This is a genomic window from Sphingomonas astragali, assembly GCF_051400615.1.
GTDB lineage: Bacteria > Pseudomonadota > Alphaproteobacteria > Sphingomonadales > Sphingomonadaceae > Sphingomonas.
Genome location: NZ_JBLFFH010000002.1, coordinates 1,277,938 through 1,294,740, shown reverse-complemented (window position 1 = coordinate 1,294,740; position 16,803 = coordinate 1,277,938). Strand labels below are relative to the sequence as shown.

Here is a 16,803-nt window from a genome sequence, read left to right as displayed (position 1 = left end):
CCGCCCGATGCTCACGATCACCGACGTCATCGTCCGCCTTGGCGGGCGCACGATCCTCGACGGCGCCGGCGCCGCGCTGCCGCCGCGCAGCCGGGTCGGGCTGATCGGGCGCAACGGCGCCGGCAAGTCGACGCTGGTGCGCGTGATCGCGGGACAATTGGAGCCCGACGCCGGATCGGCGGAGATGCCGCGCGGCACCAGGCTCGGCTATATCGCGCAGGAAGCGCCCGCCGGCGCCGCGACTCCGTTCGAGACGGTGCTGGCCGCGGACACCGAGCGCGCCGCGCTGATGGCCGAGAGCGAGACCAGCCACGACCCCGACCGGCTGGGCGAGATCCATGAGCGGCTGAACGCGATCGACGCCCATGCCGCGCCGGCGCGCGCCGCCCGCATCCTCGTTGGCCTGGGCTTCGACGAGGCGGCGCAGCACCGCCCGCTCGACAGCTTCTCCGGCGGCTGGCGGATGCGGGTGGCGCTGGCGTCGCTGCTGTTCTCTCAGCCCGACGTGCTGTTGCTCGACGAGCCCTCGAACCACCTCGACCTCGAGGCGGTGCTGTGGCTGGAGGATTTCCTCCGCTCCTACCCGGCGACGATCCTGATCGTCAGCCACGAGCGCGATTTCCTCAACAACGTCGTCGACCACATCCTCCACCTCGATCGCGGCAAGCTCACGCTCTACCCGGGCGGCTATGACGCGTTCGAGCGCCAGCGCGCCGAGCGGCAGGCGCAGCAGGCGGCGGCGCGCGAGCGCCAGCTCGCCGAGCGCGCCAAGCTGCAGGACTATATCGCCCGCAACTCCGCCCGCGCCTCCACCGCCAAGCAGGCGCAGTCGCGCGCCAAGGCGCTGGCGAAGATGCAGCCGATCGCGGCGGTGCTCGACGATCCCAGCCTGTCGTTCGACTTCCCCAATCCCGACGAGCTGCGCCCGCCGCTGATCACGCTCGACATGGCGAGCGTCGGCTATGGCGACACGCCGATCCTCCAGCGGCTGAACCTCAGGCTCGATCCCGACGACCGCGTCGCGCTGCTCGGCCGCAACGGTAACGGCAAGACCACGCTGGCGCGGCTGCTGTGCGCGCAGCTCAAGCCGATGGACGGCGGCATGACCGCCTCAGGCAAGATGCGCGTCGGCTATTTCACCCAATATCAGGTCGAGGAGCTCGACCGCGACGATACCCCGCTCGAGCATATGGCGCGGCTGATGAAGGGCGCGAGCCCGTCGGCGGTGCGCGCGCAGCTTGGGCGGTTCGGCTTCTCGGGCGACAAGGCGACGACCAAGGTCGGCAGGCTCTCCGGCGGCGAGCGCGCGCGGCTGGCGCTGGCGCTGATCACCCGCGACGCGCCGCATATGCTGATCCTCGACGAGCCGACCAACCACCTCGACGTCGATGCGCGCGAGGCGCTGGTGCAGGCGCTCAACGCCTATACCGGCGCGGTGGTGATCGTCAGCCACGACCGCCACATGCTGGAGATGACCGCGGACCGGCTGGTGCTGGTCGACGGCGGCACCGCGCGACCGTTCGACGGCGCGCTCGACGATTATATCGCGCTGGTGCTGGCCAAGGACGCCAAGGACACCGCCGGCGTCGCTAAAGTCGACCGCAAGGAGGCGCGACGCCAGGCGGCCGAGGCGCGCGAGAAGGGCACTGCCCTCCGCAAGCGCGCGCAGGAGGCGGAGCGCGAGCTCGCCAAGCTCACGGAGCAACGCAGCGCGATCGATCGGGCGATGTTCGATCCGGCCTCGGCCGATGCGGCGCTGGCCAAGCTGACGATGACCGAGTTGATGAAGCGTCGTGCCGAGCTGGAGTCGCGAATCGAGGCGGCGGAAGCGGCGTGGATGGACGCCAGCGAGGCGCTGGAGCTGCTCGCGGCCGCCTGAGCGGATCGCCTTCGGAAAAGCGGGAGACCGAACTCCGGGCGCCGACCCATCGGGCATACCGCTCTTGACTCTGAGTTGATCGTTCAATCAAATGGCGTCGTGCAGGCGAAGCGACTCACACGCGAGAAGATCGTCGACGCGGCGATGGAGCTGTTCTGGCTCAAGGGCTACGGCTCGACCTCGATCGCCGACATCCTCAGCCGCACCCAGATCAACAGCGGCAGCCTGTACCATTTCTTCCCGGGCAAGCAGGACCTGCTGCTGGCGGTGCTGGACCGGTATCGCCGGGGCATAGGGCCGATGCTGCTGGAGCCGGCCTGGGCAGGCGTCGACGATCCGATCGAGCGCGTGTTCGCGCTCCTCGCCCGCTACCGCGGCCTGATCCTCGAGACGGAATGCACCTATGGCTGCCCGATCGGGAGCATCGCGCTGGAACTGCACGAGCCCGACGAATCGGTGCGCCGCCTTCTCGCCGGGAACTTCACCGGCTGGGTCGATGCGGTCGAGGCCTGCCTGGTCGAGGCGGGCAGCCGCCTTCCCGTTGGTACCGACGTTCGCGCGCTGGCGGAGTTCGTGCTGACGGTGATGGAGGGTGCGGTGATGCAGGCGCGCACCTATCGCGACATCGGCTATTTCGACCGGCCGGTGGCGCAGCTGCGCGCGCATTTCGACGCGCTGGAGCGCATGACGTGCGCGGCCTGAGCGCCGCGTTTCTGCTGCTGCTCGCAGCATCGCCCGCAGCCGCGCAGCAAATCGACGTGAAACTTGCGACTGCGGCCGACGGCACGCGTACGCTTTCCCACGAGATCGTCATCCCGGCGCCGCTGCAGGAGGTCTGGAATGCGATCGCCACGGTCGAGGGTTGGCGGACATGGGCGGTCCCGCTGGCGCGGGAGGTGCCGGGTTCCTCGGATCGCTTTGAGACCAGCTACGATCCCACGGCGGCACCCGGCGCGGCGTCGACCATCGAGCAGCAATGGCTGGAACGGGCGGCGCCGTATCGAGTCGTGTTCAGAACGACGCGCACGCCCGCCGGCTTCCCCCATGCCGATGCCTATCTCCGCGTGACCAGCAGCTTCCTTCTCACGCCGGTCGGCACCACCGCGACCCGCCTGCGCCTTACCGGGAGCGGCTATCCCGCCGGACCGGCGGGAGACACGCTGATCGCCTTCTTCCGCGAGGGAAACCGCATGTCGCTTGAGCAGCTTGGAAAGCGCTTCGCGACAGGCCCGATCGACTGGACCGCCCGGCGTCCACAGGCGAAGAACGAGTGACTTGCCGGGCGCGAGCGCAGGCGCACACCGGAACGGCACCGGAGGAGGTTTGGCGTAACTATCACTAAGTTGTTGAAAAGATGGTCGGGGAAAGAGGATTCGAACCTCCGGCCCCTGCGTCCCGAACACAGTGCTCTACCAGGCTGAGCTATTCCCCGACCGGCGCTTCGGGGCGAGCCCGTCAGCGAGGGGCGGCCTATACCACCACGGCCGAGGGTTTCAAGCCGGGAATCCTACAATTCCCTCTCCCGGCGGGAGAGGGAAGGGGCCCGCCGCGAAGCGGTGGGAAGGGTGAGGGTGATTATGTGGGAACCCGATTCGTCACCCTCACCCTTCCGCCGCCTCCGGCGGCTCCCTCCCTCTCCCAAAGGGAGAGGGGTTTTTACCGCCGCGCATCCAGCATGTCCTCGACTGCGACGAACTTCTCGCGCGGGGCGCCGAGCCGGGCGCGCGCCACCTCGGCCGCGTCGATCTTCTGCCAGTCGCGGAAGGTGACGACGTCGGCTCCGCGCTCCGCAAGCAGCGCGTCAAGGCCGGGCCGGCCGGGCTTGCCGCTGTCGCCGCTCATGTCCTCGGCGATCTTGTCGACGATCGCGAAACCGTCCGGCCGGTTGGTGCCGATCGTCCCCGTCGGCCCGCGCCGCGCCCAGCCGACCGCATAGAGTCCCGGCGCGATCCGCCCCTCCTCGTTGGCGAAGCGGCCGAGCTTTTCGTCATAGGGGACACCCTCGATCGGTGGCGTGCGATAGCCGATGCAGCTCACCACCAGATGCGCCGGCACCGCATAGGTCTCGCCGGTACCGTGGGCATTGCCGCCCGCGTCGAGCTCGGTGCGTTCGACGATCACGCGTTCGGCCTTGCCGTCGCCCTCGATCCTGACCGGCCGGGCGAAGAAATCGAAGATGATGCGGATCGGCTTGTCCGAGGGCGGCCGGCCGGCGAAGGTGCGCAGATGCGCGACCGATTTGCGCAGGCCCGGTTCGAGCACGGCATCGGCCTCGGCGGGCGGCAGGTCGGCGGGGTCGACAACCGGCGCGGCGCGGTGGAGCTCGCCGAGCTCGCCCAGCTCCTTGGGAGTCATCGCGATCTGGTGCGGTCCGCGGCGGCCGAGGATGATGACGTCGCCGGCATGGCCCGCCTTCAGCCGGTCGAGCGCATGGCCGACGATGTCGGAGCCGGCGAGCTCCGCCTCGGCCTTGGCGAGGATGCGGGCGACGTCGAGCGCGACATTGCCGTTGCCGACCACCACCGCGCCGCCGCCGTCGAGCGCGGGCGCGAGGCCCGCGTGCTCCGGATGGCCGTTGTACCAGCCGACGAACGCCGCCGATCCCACCACGCCGGGCAGGTCGTCGCCGGGGATGCCGAGCGGCCGGTCGGCCGGCGCGCCGGTCGCCAGCACCACCGCGTCATAGAGGTCGACGAGCTCGCGGATCGACACGTCGCGCCCGACCGCGACATTGCCGACGAAGCGGACGTTCTCGGTCAGCGCGGTCGCCTCGTAGCGGCGCGACACCACCTTGATCGACTGATGGTCGGGAGCGACCCCGGTGCGGATCAGGCCGAAGGGCACCGGCAGCTTGTCGATGATGTCGACGCGAACCTCTTCCCCGAAGGCCTTCTGCGCCGCTTCGGCGGTATAATAGCCCGCCGGCCCGGAGCCGATCACCGCGATATGCCGCATGGAACCTCCCGCGTCTGTGGGTGCGATGCTAGCGGCCCGGCAGGGGAGGGCAAGCGCTGAGCGATTGACCGCGCTCGAAAGGCTCGTCTAGGCGCCGCTCACGATGACGACGAAGACGCCCGCGTGAGCCCGATCGAGCTGACCGCCGCCGCGCTCGGCCTCGCCAACATCGTCCTCGTCGTCCGCCGCAGCATGTGGAACTATCCGTTCGCGCTGGCGATGGTGTCGCTCTACGGCGCCGTCTTCTTCGAAGCGAAGCTCTACTCCGACGCGCTGCTCCAGCTCTTCTTCTTCGCGGTCAACCTCTACGGCTGGTGGAACTGGTCGCGCAGCCGCGCCGAGCAGGGCGAGGTGCGGGTCGAGCGGCTCTCCGGCGGCGCGCGGCTCGCCTGGATCGCCGCGGTGGCGGCGGCGACGGCGGGCTGGGGCTGGCTGATGCATAGCCATACCGATGCCGCCTATCCCTGGTGGGACGCAGGCATCGCGATGCTGAGCGTCGCGGGCCAGATCCTGCTGTCGCGCCGCCATTGGGAGAATTGGGTGCTGTGGATCGCCGTCGATCTGCTCGCGATCCCGCTCTATGCGGTGCGGGACCTGTGGGCGACCGCCGCGCTCTATGCGGTCTTCCTGGCGATGTCGGTGTGGGGCCTGGTCGGCTGGCGGCGGGCGATGCGGGCGTGAGCCGCCTGATCTGCCTCCACGGACCGGAAAGCACCGGCAAGTCGACGCTGGCGCCGCGGCTGGCGGCGGCGCTCGGCGGCGAAATGGTCGCCGAATATGGCCGCACCTTCGCCGACGAGCGCGGGACCGATTTCACCATGGCCGATCTGGTCGAGATCGCCGAAACGCACGACGGGCTGACGCGGGAAGCGGTCGCGCGCGGCGTTGATCCGGTGATCCTCGACACCGATCCGCTGATGACGGCCGCCTGGGCGGTGATGCTGTTCGGGCGCCGCGATCCCTGGTTCGACCGCTGGAGCGGCACCGCGGACCTCTATCTGCTGCTCGACATCGACCTGCCGTGGGTCGACGACGGCACCCGCCTGTTCGGCACGGCCGGGCTCCGCCAGCGCTTCCTCGACGTCTCGCGCGGGGAGCTGGAACGGCGCGGCCTCCGCTGGGCCTGGGTGCGGGGCGAAGGTGAGGCACGGTTCGCGAGCGCGCTGGCGGCGATCCGCGACGCCGGGCTCGCACGGAGTCTGCCGTGTTAGATTGAAGCAGCGTCGTGCTCCTGCGAGGGCAGGAGCTCAGGCCGCGGGCGAGACGCGCGTGATCCAGGGCTCCTGCCTTCGCAGGAGCACGATGCCATTTTATCCGGACAGGCCCTAGGAAAGGCCCGTTCCGCGCCTGGCGAAACGGACCTCTCGCGTCTGGTGAACCTCACCTGTTCTTGATGACCACCGTCGGCCCGTGCTCGTCCTGCGGCGCGTGCTCGGTCGGCGCGAGGCCGGTATTGAGCACCCAGCCGACATTGTCGTTCTCGTCGGCGATTTCCCACCACAGGCCGTTCCTGTTGCCGGTGGGATAGACCGTCGAGCCGGCGGGCAGCGTGCGGATCAGCTTGGACGATCCGATCGACGCGGCGCGCATCGCCAGCGGCCGCTGCGCGGTGAAGGTCTTGGCCGGAGCCGCCTGGGCAGTGCCGGCGTCGCCGGGCCGCACCAGCCCGAGATCGGTCACCATCCTCGAATAGGCCTGGATGAACGACAATGTGACGATCCGGCCGATGTCGGTGTTTTCATAGCCGCCGCCGACCGCGCCCGCCGCGCCGCCGAGAAAGCCGGCGCCGCCGCCGACGCCGAACGAGAGGTTGCTCTTGGCGGCGTAGCCTTCCTGCGTCGCGATCGTCTCGGTGGTGCGCACGTTGGTGAGCGAGAGGACGGTGTTCGCCTCGAGCTTCTTGGTGCGCAGGCCGCCCGCGAGCGCGCCGAGCCGGCCGCCGACCAGCCCACCGATCAACCCGCCGGCACCGCCGCCGCTGACGTTGCTGTTGGCGCCCTGAACCTCGGCGACCAGCACATAGTCCGCCGCCTTGATCTGCCCCTGGCCGACGTTCGAGCCGCGCTGCAGCCCCAGGTGCCCGCCGATCTGACGCTCGCGCTCGGCCGCCTGCAGGCCGCTGCCGCGATCGACGAGGTTGAAGCAGCCCGAGCGCTGGATCAGCACCTTGAGCAGCTTCTGCGGCGGCGCCAGCGAATATTGGGTCCAGCCCCTGGGATCGTCGCCGTCGACGACCGAGACGGTGCCGAGCTTGCGCGTGCAGCGCGGTACGTCGGTCATCGTCTGTTCCTGCAGCTTCTGGCCGCTGCTGGGCTTGGCGAGTCGCTGCGCCTGGGCCTCGCCGGCAAGACACAGCGCGAGAGCGGTGAGGGCCACCGCCGAAGACTTCAACATTTCTGCTTCCCCCTGTTGGATGCCCTGCCCGAATACCCGACCAGGCGGAGCGTGGGAATAGCCTCGAACCTCCAGCTCGCTTGGGATCGGGCGACGGCGGTGCTATCGGCGGCGCAATTCATCTCCCGGAAAAGACGACGCTTCGTGACCGAACTCGAAAAAATACGCAATTTCAGCATCATCGCGCATATCGACCACGGCAAGTCGACGCTCGCCGACCGGTTGATCCAGCGCACCGGCGGCCTGTCCGAGCGCGAGATGTCGGCGCAGGTGCTCGACAACATGGACATTGAGAAGGAGCGCGGCATCACCATCAAGGCGCAGACCGTGCGCCTCGAATGGAAGGGCCATGTCCTCAACCTCATGGACACGCCGGGCCACGTCGACTTCGCCTATGAGGTCAGCCGCAGCCTGGCTGCCTGCGAGGGCGCGCTGCTGGTGGTGGACGCCGCGCAGGGGGTCGAGGCGCAGACGCTCGCCAACGTCTACCAGTCGATCGAGCACGACCACGAGATCATCCCGGTCATCAACAAGATCGACCTGCCTTCCGCCGAGCCCGAGAAGGTCAAGGCCGAGATCGAGGAGATCATCGGCCTCGACGCCTCCAACGCGGTGCTCGCCAGCGCCAAGTCGGGGATCGGCATCGAGGAAGTGCTCGATGCCATCGTCGAGCGCATCCCGGCGCCGAAGGGCGACGCTCAAGCCCCCCTCAAGGCTATGCTCGTCGACAGCTGGTACGACCCATATCTCGGCGTCGTCATCCTCGTTCGCGTGATGGACGGCACGATCCGTAAGGGCCAGCAGGTCAAGTTCATGCAGACCGGCACGATGCATCTCGTCGACCGCGTCGGCTGCTTCCGTCCCAAGATCGAGCAGCTGACCGAACTCGGCCCCGGCGAGATCGGCTTCATCACCGCGCAGATCAAGGAAGTCGCCCAGGCGCGCGTCGGCGACACGCTGACCGACGCCAGGCGGCCGGCCGCCGAAGCGCTGCCGGGGTTCAAGGAAGTCCAGCCCGTCGTCTTCTGCGGCCTGTTCCCGGTCGACGCCGCCGACTTCGAGAAGCTCAGGGAATCGATCTCGAAGCTCCGGCTCAACGACGCCAGCTTCTCGTTCGAGATGGAGACCTCGGCCGCGCTCGGCTTCGGCTTCCGCTGCGGCTTCCTCGGCTTGCTCCACCTCGAGATCATCCAGGAGCGGCTGACCCGCGAATACGACCTCGACCTCATCACCACCGCGCCGAGCGTGGTCTACAAGCTGCGCCTGACCAAGGCTGCGGGCGAGGCCGAGGGCCGCGAGATGGAGCTCCACAACCCCGCCGACATGCCCGATCCCAACCGCATCGAGGAGATCGAGGAGCCGTGGATCAAGGCGGTGATCTACGTCCCCGACGAGTATCTGGGCTCGATCCTCAAGCTCTGCCAGGACCGCCGCGGCATCCAGAAGGACCTGACCTATGTCGGTGGCCGCGCGCAGCTCACCTACGAGCTGCCGCTGAACGAGGTGGTGTTCGACTTCTATGATCGCCTGAAGTCGATCAGCCGCGGCTATGCGAGCTTCGACTATGAGCAGATCGGTCACCGCCCGGGGGACCTCGTCAAGATGTCGATCCTGGTCAACAACGAGCCGGTCGACGCGCTCAGCATGATCGTCCACCGCGCCAGCGCCGAGGCGCGCGGCCGCGGCATGTGCGAGCGGCTGAAGGACCTGATCCCGCGCCACCTGTTCAAGATCCCGATCCAGGCGGCGATCGGCGGCAAGGTGATCGCCCGCGAGACGATCGCGGCGCTGCGCAAGGATGTGACCGCGAAATGCTACGGCGGCGACATCACCCGCAAGCGCAAGCTGCTGGAGAAGCAGAAGGAAGGCAAGAAGCGGATGCGGGAGTATGGGTCCGTGCAGATTCCGCAGGAGGCGTTCATTGCGGCGCTGAGGATGGGGGAGGAATAGGCTCCTTCAAATCCTCCCCCGTCAGGGGGAGGATTTGAAGGAGCCGAATGTCGATAGTTCCAGGGATCACGCAGCTCGGATGCCCGCCTGCCGCTCCGGTTCGAGCGTCCCGCGCCAGAGCCTGGCCTTGTCGAGCGCCCATTGGTCGTCGACGTCGATCCAGCCCAGGTCACTGCAGTCGATGGTCAGCGCGGTCCCCTGGTCCACGAGGACGCGCATACCTTCGGTCAGTGACGGGGCCTCGAGCCCGCGAAGGGCCGAGAACAGGGCCGGCCCCACCGCGAACACGCCGGTGTCGAAACAGTCATAGGGCTCCAGCCCCTTGCCGATGCCGATGATCCGCTCGCCGGCGGTCTGCACGCGGGTGACGTCGTCAAGGTCGACCCAGCCGCTCCCGATCCGACGGTCGATTGCCAGCCGGGCACCGGCCGACGCCCCGGCCTGGGCGGTCCGGCGATAAAGCTCCGGCTCCACGAGATGATCGCACATCGCGAGCAGAACGTCCTCGCCGCCGACGAGCGGCTCGGCCGCCAGCACCGACGTGCCGTTCGGCTTGCGATGGTCGTCGGTCCTGACGGTCTCGATCGCGAGCGGCCATGGGTGCGCCGCGATGTGCGCCTCGATCGGCGCGGCGCCATAGCCGAGTACGATCACCGCGCGCTTGAACCCCGCCTCGGCGAGGCCGCAGATCGCATGTCCGAGCAGCGAACGGCCGCCCACCATGCAGAGCGGCTTCAGCGGAGCCGCGGAGCGGAGGCGGCTGCCTTCGCCGGCCGCGAGCAGGATGGCCGTCTCGATCATCACTGGAGGGTGATGAAGTCTTCGACCGCCTGCGCGGCCAGATCGTCGGTCATCTGCGTGCGCGGGTGCTTGCAGAAGAAGGCCGACGCGGCGTCGATCGGGCCGGCCAGGCCGCGATCCTTCGCCAGTTTGGCGCAGCGGATCATGTCGATCGCGACGCCCGCGGAGTTCGGGCTGTCCTCCACCGAGAGGCGCAGCTCGAGGTTCATCGGCACCCCGCCGAACATCGAGCCCTCCATGCGCAGGAAGCAGACCTTGTTGTCGTTCTGCCACGGGACGTAGTCCGACGGGCCGATGTGGACGTTCTCGTCCTCCAGCCGTTCGGCCGCCACCGACTGCACCGCTTCGGTCTTGGAGATCTTCTTCGAGGCGAGCCGGCGGTGGTTGGCCATGTTGAGGAAGTCGGTGTTGCCGCCGGTATTGAGCTGGTAGGTCCGTTCCAGCTTGACGCCGCGCTTGGCGAACAGGTCGGTCAGCACGCGGTGGACGATCGTCGCCCCCAGCTGCGCCTTGATGTCGTCGCCGATGATCGGCACCCCGGCCCTGGTGAAGCGGTCGGCCCATTCCGGGTTGCTGGCGATGAACACGGGGATGTTGTTGACGAACGCCACGCCCGCCTCGAGCGCGCACTCGGCATAGAATTCGCTCGCCGCCTGCGATCCCACCGGCAGATAGTTCATCAGCACGTCGGTCTTGGTCGCGCGGAGCAGCGCGACGACCTCGTCCTTGGTCGGCTCCCTCGCGTCGGAGACGAGGAAGGTGCGATCGTCGGCATAATCGGCCATGTGGTCGGCGACGCCGTCCAGGATTCGCCCCATCTGCACCGTGGTGCCCGTAGGCTCGATCGATTCGCAGAAGATCGCTGTGCAGTTCGGCTTGGCGAAGATCGCCTCGGCGACATCCCTGCCCACCTTGCGCCGGTCGACGTCCCACGCCGCGACAACCTGGATGTCGCTCGGCTGATATCCGCCCAGGTCCCAGTGCATCAGCCCGACCGTATCGTTTGCACCGTCGCGGTAATGGGAGAGGCCCTGGACGAGGGAGCTGGCGCAGTTGCCGACGCCGACCACGGCGATGTTGATGTTCGTCATTACTTCGTCACGTCCTTTGAGGGGGTAAGGGGTCAGATCGGGATCGATGCTCACGCATTGCGCTCGTGCTTCGAATCAGGCGCATCTCGACAACGCGGTGCCAGGCCAGCCCGGCGACGAGGATCGCGGTGAGGGGTCCGAGCTCGAACCACCAGAACAGCCGCGGATCGCCTGCCACGCAGGCGAGAAAGATCGCACATACGCGCACATTGGCCGACAGCAGGCTCATCAGCCGCATCGGCCTGGCGGCTTGGGTGCCGTAAGCTTCGGCAAGCCGCTCCGGGTCATTCTGGCGCCGCATGGTTTCATCGAACGGAGCGGCGAGGCGGTCCAGCGTTCCTGCGACCTGGTCGTAGAACCTTACGAACGGATTGTCGCTCGGCGCCGGCGTGACAGCTGCGACGCCCCTGCAACGGCGGTGGAACCGCGCGCGCTCGCTTTCATAGAGGTTGGACTGCACCGCATGTGCCGCTCCCGCCGCACAGGCCAGCGCCCATCCTTCCGACGTTCCGATCGACAGTGCCAGAACGACGTAGATCAGTACGAAGACGCCATGGTCGCACAGGCCGTCGAGCGCGCGCCCCAGCGGGCTGGCGGTGCCCGTCGCGCGGGCGATCATCCCGTCCAGCCCGTCTGCGATCAGCCAGCCGACCGACAGCAACAGCCCGACGAACGCGAACGGCTGCACGTCCCAGTTCGCATAGGCAAGCGCCGCCAGCGCGCCGAGCAACAGTCCGCCCACGGACACCGCGTTGGCCGGGATCCCGCGCGCGATGAACCACGGCAAGAGGAGGCGACCTGCGGGGTGTATGATCCAGAGGTTCGTCGGATCCTCGATCCGGCGATCCCGCGACCGGTCCGGCGGAGGAGCTGTCATCGGAATGTCACGTACCGCGCCACGTGCCTGTTCAGCAAGCGATTTGCAGCGGAACCGTCTATTGTGGCCTATCCGCTTGTCGCATTCTGGGTCGGATCGGGACGACGGAGGCGTCTTTGCGCAAACGCGCGCTCGCGCGCTGGCTAGTCGATCCGCCAGCTTGCCAGCGATCCGGCCATGGATTGCAGCCAGTCAAGCACGACATGGACATGATGCCCGTTGCCGAACAGCAGATCGGACACGGTGGCAAGGACGACGGCGGCGATGACGATCAGCAGCTTCATCGGCATGATCCCTCTCGACCCCGCAGGATCGCGCAAAATGCTCACCGGACGGTAAATGGCGCGCCGGACGGGAACCCGGACGCCCTTCCGAGCGTCTCGCGGTGCGAGCGCCGCGGACAGGACGGCGCCAACCGCAGGAGCTTCCATGGCAGACGAGACGAAGACGGCAGGCGGCAGCGCCGCCGATATGGCGCAGAATGCGGCCGAGCGCTTCCAGGCGGCGGGCAGCGCCATGGCCGACCACGGCCAGCAGCTCGGCATCAAGATGCTCGACCAGGCCGAGGCGAACACGCGCGAAGCCTTCGCGGCGATGCGCGCAGCGGCCGGCGCCAAGGACGTCGGCGAGGTGATGCGCATCCAGAGCGACTATCTGCGCGACCAGGGCGGCCGCGCGGTGACCCAGGCGCGCGAGATCGGCGAGATGATCGCCAGTTTCGGCCGCGCGACGATCGGGGGCTTCACCGGCAAGGAATAGCGCCGACTGGCGCTCGGCGGCGGAGGCGTTAGGAAGGTCCGGTCACCGCCGGAGCCTGCGCCTTGCGCCTTGTGCTTGCATGTCTGTCGCTGCTGCTGGTCGGCGCCGCGCCTGGGCCGCGCGCGCCGCTCGTGCTCGCCGCCGCCAGCCTGCAGGAATCGATGAGCGCGGCCGCGGACGCCTGGGCGCGATCTGGCCATGCGCGGCCGACCATCTCCTTCGCGGCGTCCTCCGCGCTGGCACGGCAGGCGGTGGCCGGGGCGCCGGCGGACCTGTTCGTCTCCGCCGACCAGGAATGGATGGACACCCTTCAGCAGCGCGGGCTGCTGGTGCCGGGGAGCCGGGCGGACTTCCTGGGCAACCGGCTGGTGCTGGTGGCGCCGCGATCGAGCCGGGCGGCGGTGCGGCTGGGTCCGGGCGTCGATCTCGCGGGAGCGTTGGGGCGGGGACGGCTGGCGATGGCCGATCCCGATGCGGTGCCGGCGGGCCGGTACGGCAAGGCGGCGCTGATGCGGCTCGGCGCCTGGCGCGGGGTCGAGGGCAGGGTGGCGCGCGCGGAGAACGTCCGCGCCGCGCTGGCGCTGGTCGAGCGCGGCGCCGCGGCGATGGGGGTGGTCTACGCGACCGACGCCGCCGCCTCGCGTGCGGTGCGGGTGGTGGCGGTGTTCCCGGCGGCCAGCCATCCGCCGATCCGCTATCCGATCGCGCTGCTCCGGTCGTCGCGGAGCCCGGATGCGCGGGCGTTCCGGGCGTTCCTGCTGTCGGCGCGGGGGAAGGCGATCTTCGCGCGCTACGGGTTCGCGGCGCGGTGAGGCTTCGCATGGATCTTAAGCCCCTCCCCTTCAGGGGAGGGGTTGGGGTGGGGGCTCGCCCCAAGCGACAGAGCCTGCCGCACTCCCCCACCCCCAACCCCTCCCCTGAAGGGGAGGGGCTTAGAACGGACCAGCCTTGATCCTCTCCGCGCAGGAATGGGGCATCGTCCTCCTCTCGCTCGAGGTCGGCATCGTCGCGATGCTGGGCCTGCTGCCGATCGCCTTCGCGCTCGCCTGGCTGCTCGCCCGCGCGCGCTTTCCCGGCAAGATCCTCCTCGACGCGCTGGTCCACCTGCCGCTGGTGCTGCCGCCGGTGGTGACCGGCTGGTGGCTGTTGCTGCTGTTCGCGCCCGCTGGACCGTTCGGCTTCCTCTCCGAGCACGTCCTGTTCCGCTGGACCGGCGCGGCGATCGCGGCCGGAGTGATGGCGCTGCCGCTGATGGTGCGCGCGATCCGCCTGTCGATCGAGGCGGTCGACCGGCGGCTCGAGGATGCCGCGCGCACGCTCGGCGCCGGCCGCTGGCGGGTGTTCCGCACCGTCACGCTGCCGCTCAGCGTGCCGGGCGTGCTCGCCGGCACCGTGCTCGGCTTCGCCCGCGCGCTCGGCGAGTTCGGGGCGACCATCACCTTCGTCTCCAACGTTCCCGGCGAGACCGAGACGCTGCCGCTCGCGATCTACGCCGCGCTGCAGGTGCCGGGGCAGGATGCCACGGTGTGGCGGCTGGCGGCGGTGTCGGTCGCGATCTCGCTGGTCGCCCTGGTCGCCTCGGAGCTGCTGGCCCGCCGCGCGGGGAGGGGCGCCCATGCGCTTTGACATCGCCGTCCGCAAGCGCTTCGCCGATGCCGAGGTCGCCGCCGCCTTCGCCAGCGACGCGGCGCTGACGGTGCTGTTCGGCCCGTCGGGGGCGGGCAAGAGCAGCGTGCTCAACATGATCGCCGGCCTGGTGCGGCCGGACGAAGGCTGGGTGCGGATCGACGGCGCCACGCTATTCGATGCCGCGACCGACGTGCCCGCCGAAGCGCGCCGCGTCGGCTATGTCTTCCAGGAGCCGCGCCTGTTCCCGCACATGCGGGTGCGCGACAATCTCCTCTACGGCCGTCCGCACGACCGGCGGCTGGGGAACGAGATCGATTTCCTCGGCATCGGCCATCTGCTCGACCGCTGGCCCGCGACCCTCTCCGGCGGTGAGGCCAAGCGGGTCGCGATCGGCCGCGCGCTGCTGCGCGACCCCGCCGTGCTGTTGCTCGACGAGCCGCTCGCCTCGCTCGACCGTGCCCGGCGCGAGGAAGTGATGCAGGTGATCGAGCGCCTGCGCGACGAGGTGCGCCTGCCGATCCTGCTCGTGACGCACGACCATGCCGAGGCCGAGCGGCTGGGCGGACGGATCGTGGAGATCGGATAGCGATCTTGCCAATTATATAACAAGTTATATAACTTCGCATCGAAGGACGGTGCGATGAACGACATATTGACCGGCGGCTATCTCTTCCTCGGCAGCCGGCTGAAGCGGCTCGGCGAGCGGATGCAGGCGGACGTGCTGCGAATCGTCGAGGCCGAAGGGCTGCCGATCCAACCGGCGCAATATCCGCTGCTCGCCGCGATCGAGCGGGACGGGCCGATCACCGTCGGGGAGATCGCGGCGGCGATGGGGGTGAGCCAGCCCGGCGTCACGCGCAACCTGGCGAAGCTGGTCGAGACCGGGCTGGTCGAGACGGTCGACGGCGGACGTGACGCGCGCCGGCGGGCGGTCGCGCTGACCGAAGCTGGACGCGCGGCGATGGCGCGGTCGAAGGCGACGGTGTGGCCGCGGGTCGAGGCCGCCGCCGCCGAGCTGGCCGCAGGCGGAGCCGGGCCGCTGCTCGCCCAGCTCGACGCGATCGAGGCGTCGCTTGCCGAAACGCCGCTTCACCGGCGCTCCGTGGCGGCGTCGGGCCTGACGATCCGCGGCTGGGCGCCCGAGCTCGCGCGCGATTTCCACGACATCAACCTCGAATGGGTCGCGGCGATGTACGAGGTCGAGGACACCGACCGCGAGACGCTCGAGCATCCGGAGGAGATCATCGTCGCCCCGGGCGGCGACATATTGTTCGTCGAGGATCGGGAGCTCGGCATCATCGGCACCTGCGCGCTCAGGAAGAGCGGCGACGGCGCGTTCGAGCTGACCAAGATGGGCGTGCGCGAGGCGGCGCGCGGCCGCAAGGCCGGCGAGTTCCTGCTCCGCGCCGTGATCCGACGCGCGCGAGAGCTCGGCGCGACGACGCTCTACCTGCTCTCCAACCGCAAGTCGGCGGCGGCGATCCACCTCTACGAGAAGGTCGGTTTCATCCACGACGCCGAAATCATGGCCCGCTACGGCGCGCGCTATGCCCGGTGCGACGTCGCGATGCGTTACGCGGGCGAAGCAGCCCCGAGATAGTCGAGCTTGCCCAGCGGCACGCCCTTCATGCGGAGGAGCGCATAGGCGGTGGTCACATGGAAATAGAAGTTCGGCAGCAGGAAACCCTGCACATAGCTGAGGCCTGTGAAGGGGACGTTGCCGTGCGGCGTCTGCAGGACCACCTCGGCGGCCTCCTTGCCGTCGATCGCCGAGCGCGGCACCGACTTGATGAAGTCGACGGTCTTGGCGATCCGCGCCTGCAGCTCGGCGAAGCTCGCCTCGTCGTCGGCCATCGAAACATTCTCGACCCCGCCGATGCGCACCAGCGCCAGCTTGGCGGTGTCGCTCGCACGCTGCACCTGCCCGGACAGCGGCGCCATGTCCGGAAACAGCCGCGCCTCGATCAGCTCGCCATGCGCCATGCCCTGCTCGTCGGCCCAGGTCCGGCCCTTGTCGAGAAACGCCGCCATCGCCGCGAAGCCGCGCAGCAGGGCCGGAACGGTGAGATCATAAAGTTCGGTTGCCATGCGAGCGCAACTAGGATGCCGCACCACCGCTGTCGAGAGGATGCTAAAGAGATAACGATATAAAGATATCTTTATATCTATCTTGACGTCCCGGTCCCGATCGGCGACATTCCTATCGTCGAGGTTCTCCGCCCTAGGACGGAGCTAAGACGGGAAGCCGGTGCGGGCCGTGTGCCCAATTCCGGCGCTGCCCCCGCAACTGTGAGCGGCGAGCGGCGGCCGACACGCGTCACTGGAGCGGCAAGCTCCGGGAAGGCCAGGCCGACGTGACGACCCGCGAGCCAGGAGACCTGCCTCGGCGCGATAACGTCCACCGGCGGGGTGCCCGGTCGGTCGCTGGCATGTCGCGGCCGGGATGGCTCGTCCGCGCGCGCCCGTGT

At 69.0% G+C, this 16,803-nt stretch carries 18 protein-coding genes, 1 tRNA gene and 1 riboswitch; of the genes, 11 read left to right on the top strand and 8 right to left on the bottom strand.

From position 1 onward, the window contains the following. The first annotated feature begins 7 nt into the window (after window positions 1-7). The 3 genes from ACMGER_RS14200 (at window position 8) to ACMGER_RS14190 (ending at window position 3,153) form a co-directional block, all read left to right on the top strand. Complete coding sequence (locus ACMGER_RS14200) at window positions 8-1,879, top strand: ABC-F family ATP-binding cassette domain-containing protein (RefSeq protein WP_436812780.1); 1,872 nt, start codon at window positions 8-10, stop codon at window positions 1,877-1,879. A gap of 99 nt (window positions 1,880-1,978) precedes the next feature. Then, the gene (locus tag ACMGER_RS14195; protein ID WP_436812779.1) at window positions 1,979-2,581 is read left to right on the top strand and encodes a TetR/AcrR family transcriptional regulator; all 603 of its coding nucleotides are present in this window, start codon (window positions 1,979-1,981) and stop codon (window positions 2,579-2,581) included. Then, window positions 2,569-3,153, top strand: coding sequence for an SRPBCC family protein (locus ACMGER_RS14190; RefSeq protein ID WP_436812778.1), 585 nt, complete (start codon window positions 2,569-2,571; stop codon window positions 3,151-3,153). The genes ACMGER_RS14195 and ACMGER_RS14190 overlap by 13 nt, the downstream gene beginning before the upstream one ends. Window positions 3,154-3,234: 81 nt before the next feature. On the opposite strand, the gene ACMGER_RS14185 is transcribed toward ACMGER_RS14190, so the two are convergent. Together ACMGER_RS14185 and ACMGER_RS14180 are read right to left on the bottom strand one after the other, a co-directional pair. Then, window positions 3,235-3,311: transfer RNA gene (locus ACMGER_RS14185), tRNA-Pro, on the bottom strand. Between the two features lie 224 nt (window positions 3,312-3,535). Beyond that, a complete protein-coding gene (locus tag ACMGER_RS14180) occupies window positions 3,536-4,834 on the bottom strand; it encodes an FAD-dependent oxidoreductase (protein WP_436812777.1) in 1,299 nt (432 codons plus the stop codon). A 123-nt stretch (window positions 4,835-4,957) separates the two neighbouring features. Here ACMGER_RS14180 and pnuC point away from each other — a divergent pair, with 123 nt between their 5' ends. Beyond that, complete coding sequence (gene pnuC / locus ACMGER_RS14175) at window positions 4,958-5,515, top strand: nicotinamide riboside transporter PnuC (RefSeq protein WP_436812776.1); 558 nt, start codon at window positions 4,958-4,960, stop codon at window positions 5,513-5,515. Beyond that, window positions 5,512-6,045 carry an AAA family ATPase gene (locus ACMGER_RS14170; RefSeq protein WP_436812775.1) on the top strand — a complete coding sequence of 178 codons (534 nt, stop codon included), beginning with the start codon at window positions 5,512-5,514 and terminating at the stop codon, window positions 6,043-6,045. Before pnuC ends, ACMGER_RS14170 begins: the two co-directional genes overlap by 4 nt. Before the next feature lie 169 nt (window positions 6,046-6,214). Here the strand turns inward: ACMGER_RS14170 and ACMGER_RS14165 are convergent, their stop codons facing one another. Next, window positions 6,215-7,228: a CsgG/HfaB family protein gene (locus tag ACMGER_RS14165; protein ID WP_436812774.1), complete on the bottom strand. Its 1,014-nt coding sequence runs from the start codon at window positions 7,226-7,228 to the stop codon at window positions 6,215-6,217. A 144-nt stretch (window positions 7,229-7,372) separates the two neighbouring features. Here ACMGER_RS14165 and lepA point away from each other — a divergent pair, with 144 nt between their 5' ends. After that, a complete protein-coding gene (gene lepA, locus ACMGER_RS14160) occupies window positions 7,373-9,178 on the top strand; it encodes a translation elongation factor 4 (RefSeq protein ID WP_436812773.1) in 1,806 nt (601 codons plus the stop codon). A 66-nt stretch (window positions 9,179-9,244) separates the two neighbouring features. On the opposite strand, the gene ACMGER_RS14155 is transcribed toward lepA, so the two are convergent. The 4 genes from ACMGER_RS14155 to ACMGER_RS14140 form a co-directional block, all read right to left on the bottom strand. Further along, window positions 9,245-9,979: a phosphocholine cytidylyltransferase family protein gene (locus tag ACMGER_RS14155; protein WP_436812772.1), complete on the bottom strand. Its 735-nt coding sequence runs from the start codon at window positions 9,977-9,979 to the stop codon at window positions 9,245-9,247. Beyond that, window positions 9,979-11,070 (bottom strand): inositol-3-phosphate synthase, encoded by a 1,092-nt coding sequence (locus ACMGER_RS14150; protein WP_436812771.1) that lies wholly within the window; start codon window positions 11,068-11,070, stop codon window positions 9,979-9,981. Before ACMGER_RS14150 ends, ACMGER_RS14155 begins: the two co-directional genes overlap by 1 nt. A gap of 7 nt (window positions 11,071-11,077) precedes the next feature. Continuing rightward, window positions 11,078-11,857, bottom strand: coding sequence for a CDP-alcohol phosphatidyltransferase family protein (locus ACMGER_RS14145; protein WP_436812770.1), 780 nt, complete (start codon window positions 11,855-11,857; stop codon window positions 11,078-11,080). Between the two features lie 233 nt (window positions 11,858-12,090). Then, window positions 12,091-12,231: a hypothetical protein gene (locus ACMGER_RS14140; RefSeq protein ID WP_436812769.1), complete on the bottom strand. Its 141-nt coding sequence runs from the start codon at window positions 12,229-12,231 to the stop codon at window positions 12,091-12,093. Between the two features lie 145 nt (window positions 12,232-12,376). Here ACMGER_RS14140 and ACMGER_RS14135 point away from each other — a divergent pair, with 145 nt between their 5' ends. The 5 genes from ACMGER_RS14135 to ACMGER_RS14115 all read left to right on the top strand — a co-directional run bounded on the left by ACMGER_RS14135 (window position 12,377) and on the right by ACMGER_RS14115 (window position 15,935). Then, complete coding sequence (locus tag ACMGER_RS14135; RefSeq protein ID WP_436812768.1) at window positions 12,377-12,706, top strand: phasin family protein; 330 nt, start codon at window positions 12,377-12,379, stop codon at window positions 12,704-12,706. Between the two features lie 62 nt (window positions 12,707-12,768). Further along, window positions 12,769-13,518: a molybdate ABC transporter substrate-binding protein gene (gene modA, locus ACMGER_RS14130; RefSeq protein WP_436812767.1), complete on the top strand. Its 750-nt coding sequence runs from the start codon at window positions 12,769-12,771 to the stop codon at window positions 13,516-13,518. Between the two features lie 136 nt (window positions 13,519-13,654). Continuing rightward, the gene (gene modB, locus ACMGER_RS14125) at window positions 13,655-14,332 is read left to right on the top strand and encodes a molybdate ABC transporter permease subunit (protein ID WP_436812766.1); all 678 of its coding nucleotides are present in this window, start codon (window positions 13,655-13,657) and stop codon (window positions 14,330-14,332) included. Further along, complete coding sequence (locus ACMGER_RS14120) at window positions 14,322-14,921, top strand: ATP-binding cassette domain-containing protein (RefSeq protein ID WP_436812765.1); 600 nt, start codon at window positions 14,322-14,324, stop codon at window positions 14,919-14,921. Before modB ends, ACMGER_RS14120 begins: the two co-directional genes overlap by 11 nt. Before the next feature lie 54 nt (window positions 14,922-14,975). Further along, window positions 14,976-15,935: a bifunctional helix-turn-helix transcriptional regulator/GNAT family N-acetyltransferase gene (locus ACMGER_RS14115; RefSeq protein WP_436812764.1), complete on the top strand. Its 960-nt coding sequence runs from the start codon at window positions 14,976-14,978 to the stop codon at window positions 15,933-15,935. Here ACMGER_RS14115 and ACMGER_RS14110 read toward each other — a convergent pair. Further along, window positions 15,908-16,423: a DUF1993 domain-containing protein gene (locus tag ACMGER_RS14110; protein ID WP_436812763.1), complete on the bottom strand. Its 516-nt coding sequence runs from the start codon at window positions 16,421-16,423 to the stop codon at window positions 15,908-15,910. The two genes, ACMGER_RS14115 and ACMGER_RS14110, sit on opposite strands and share 28 nt — an antisense overlap. A gap of 104 nt (window positions 16,424-16,527) precedes the next feature. Continuing rightward, a riboswitch (cobalamin riboswitch) is annotated at window positions 16,528-16,735 on the top strand. Window positions 16,736-16,803 lie beyond the last annotated feature (68 nt).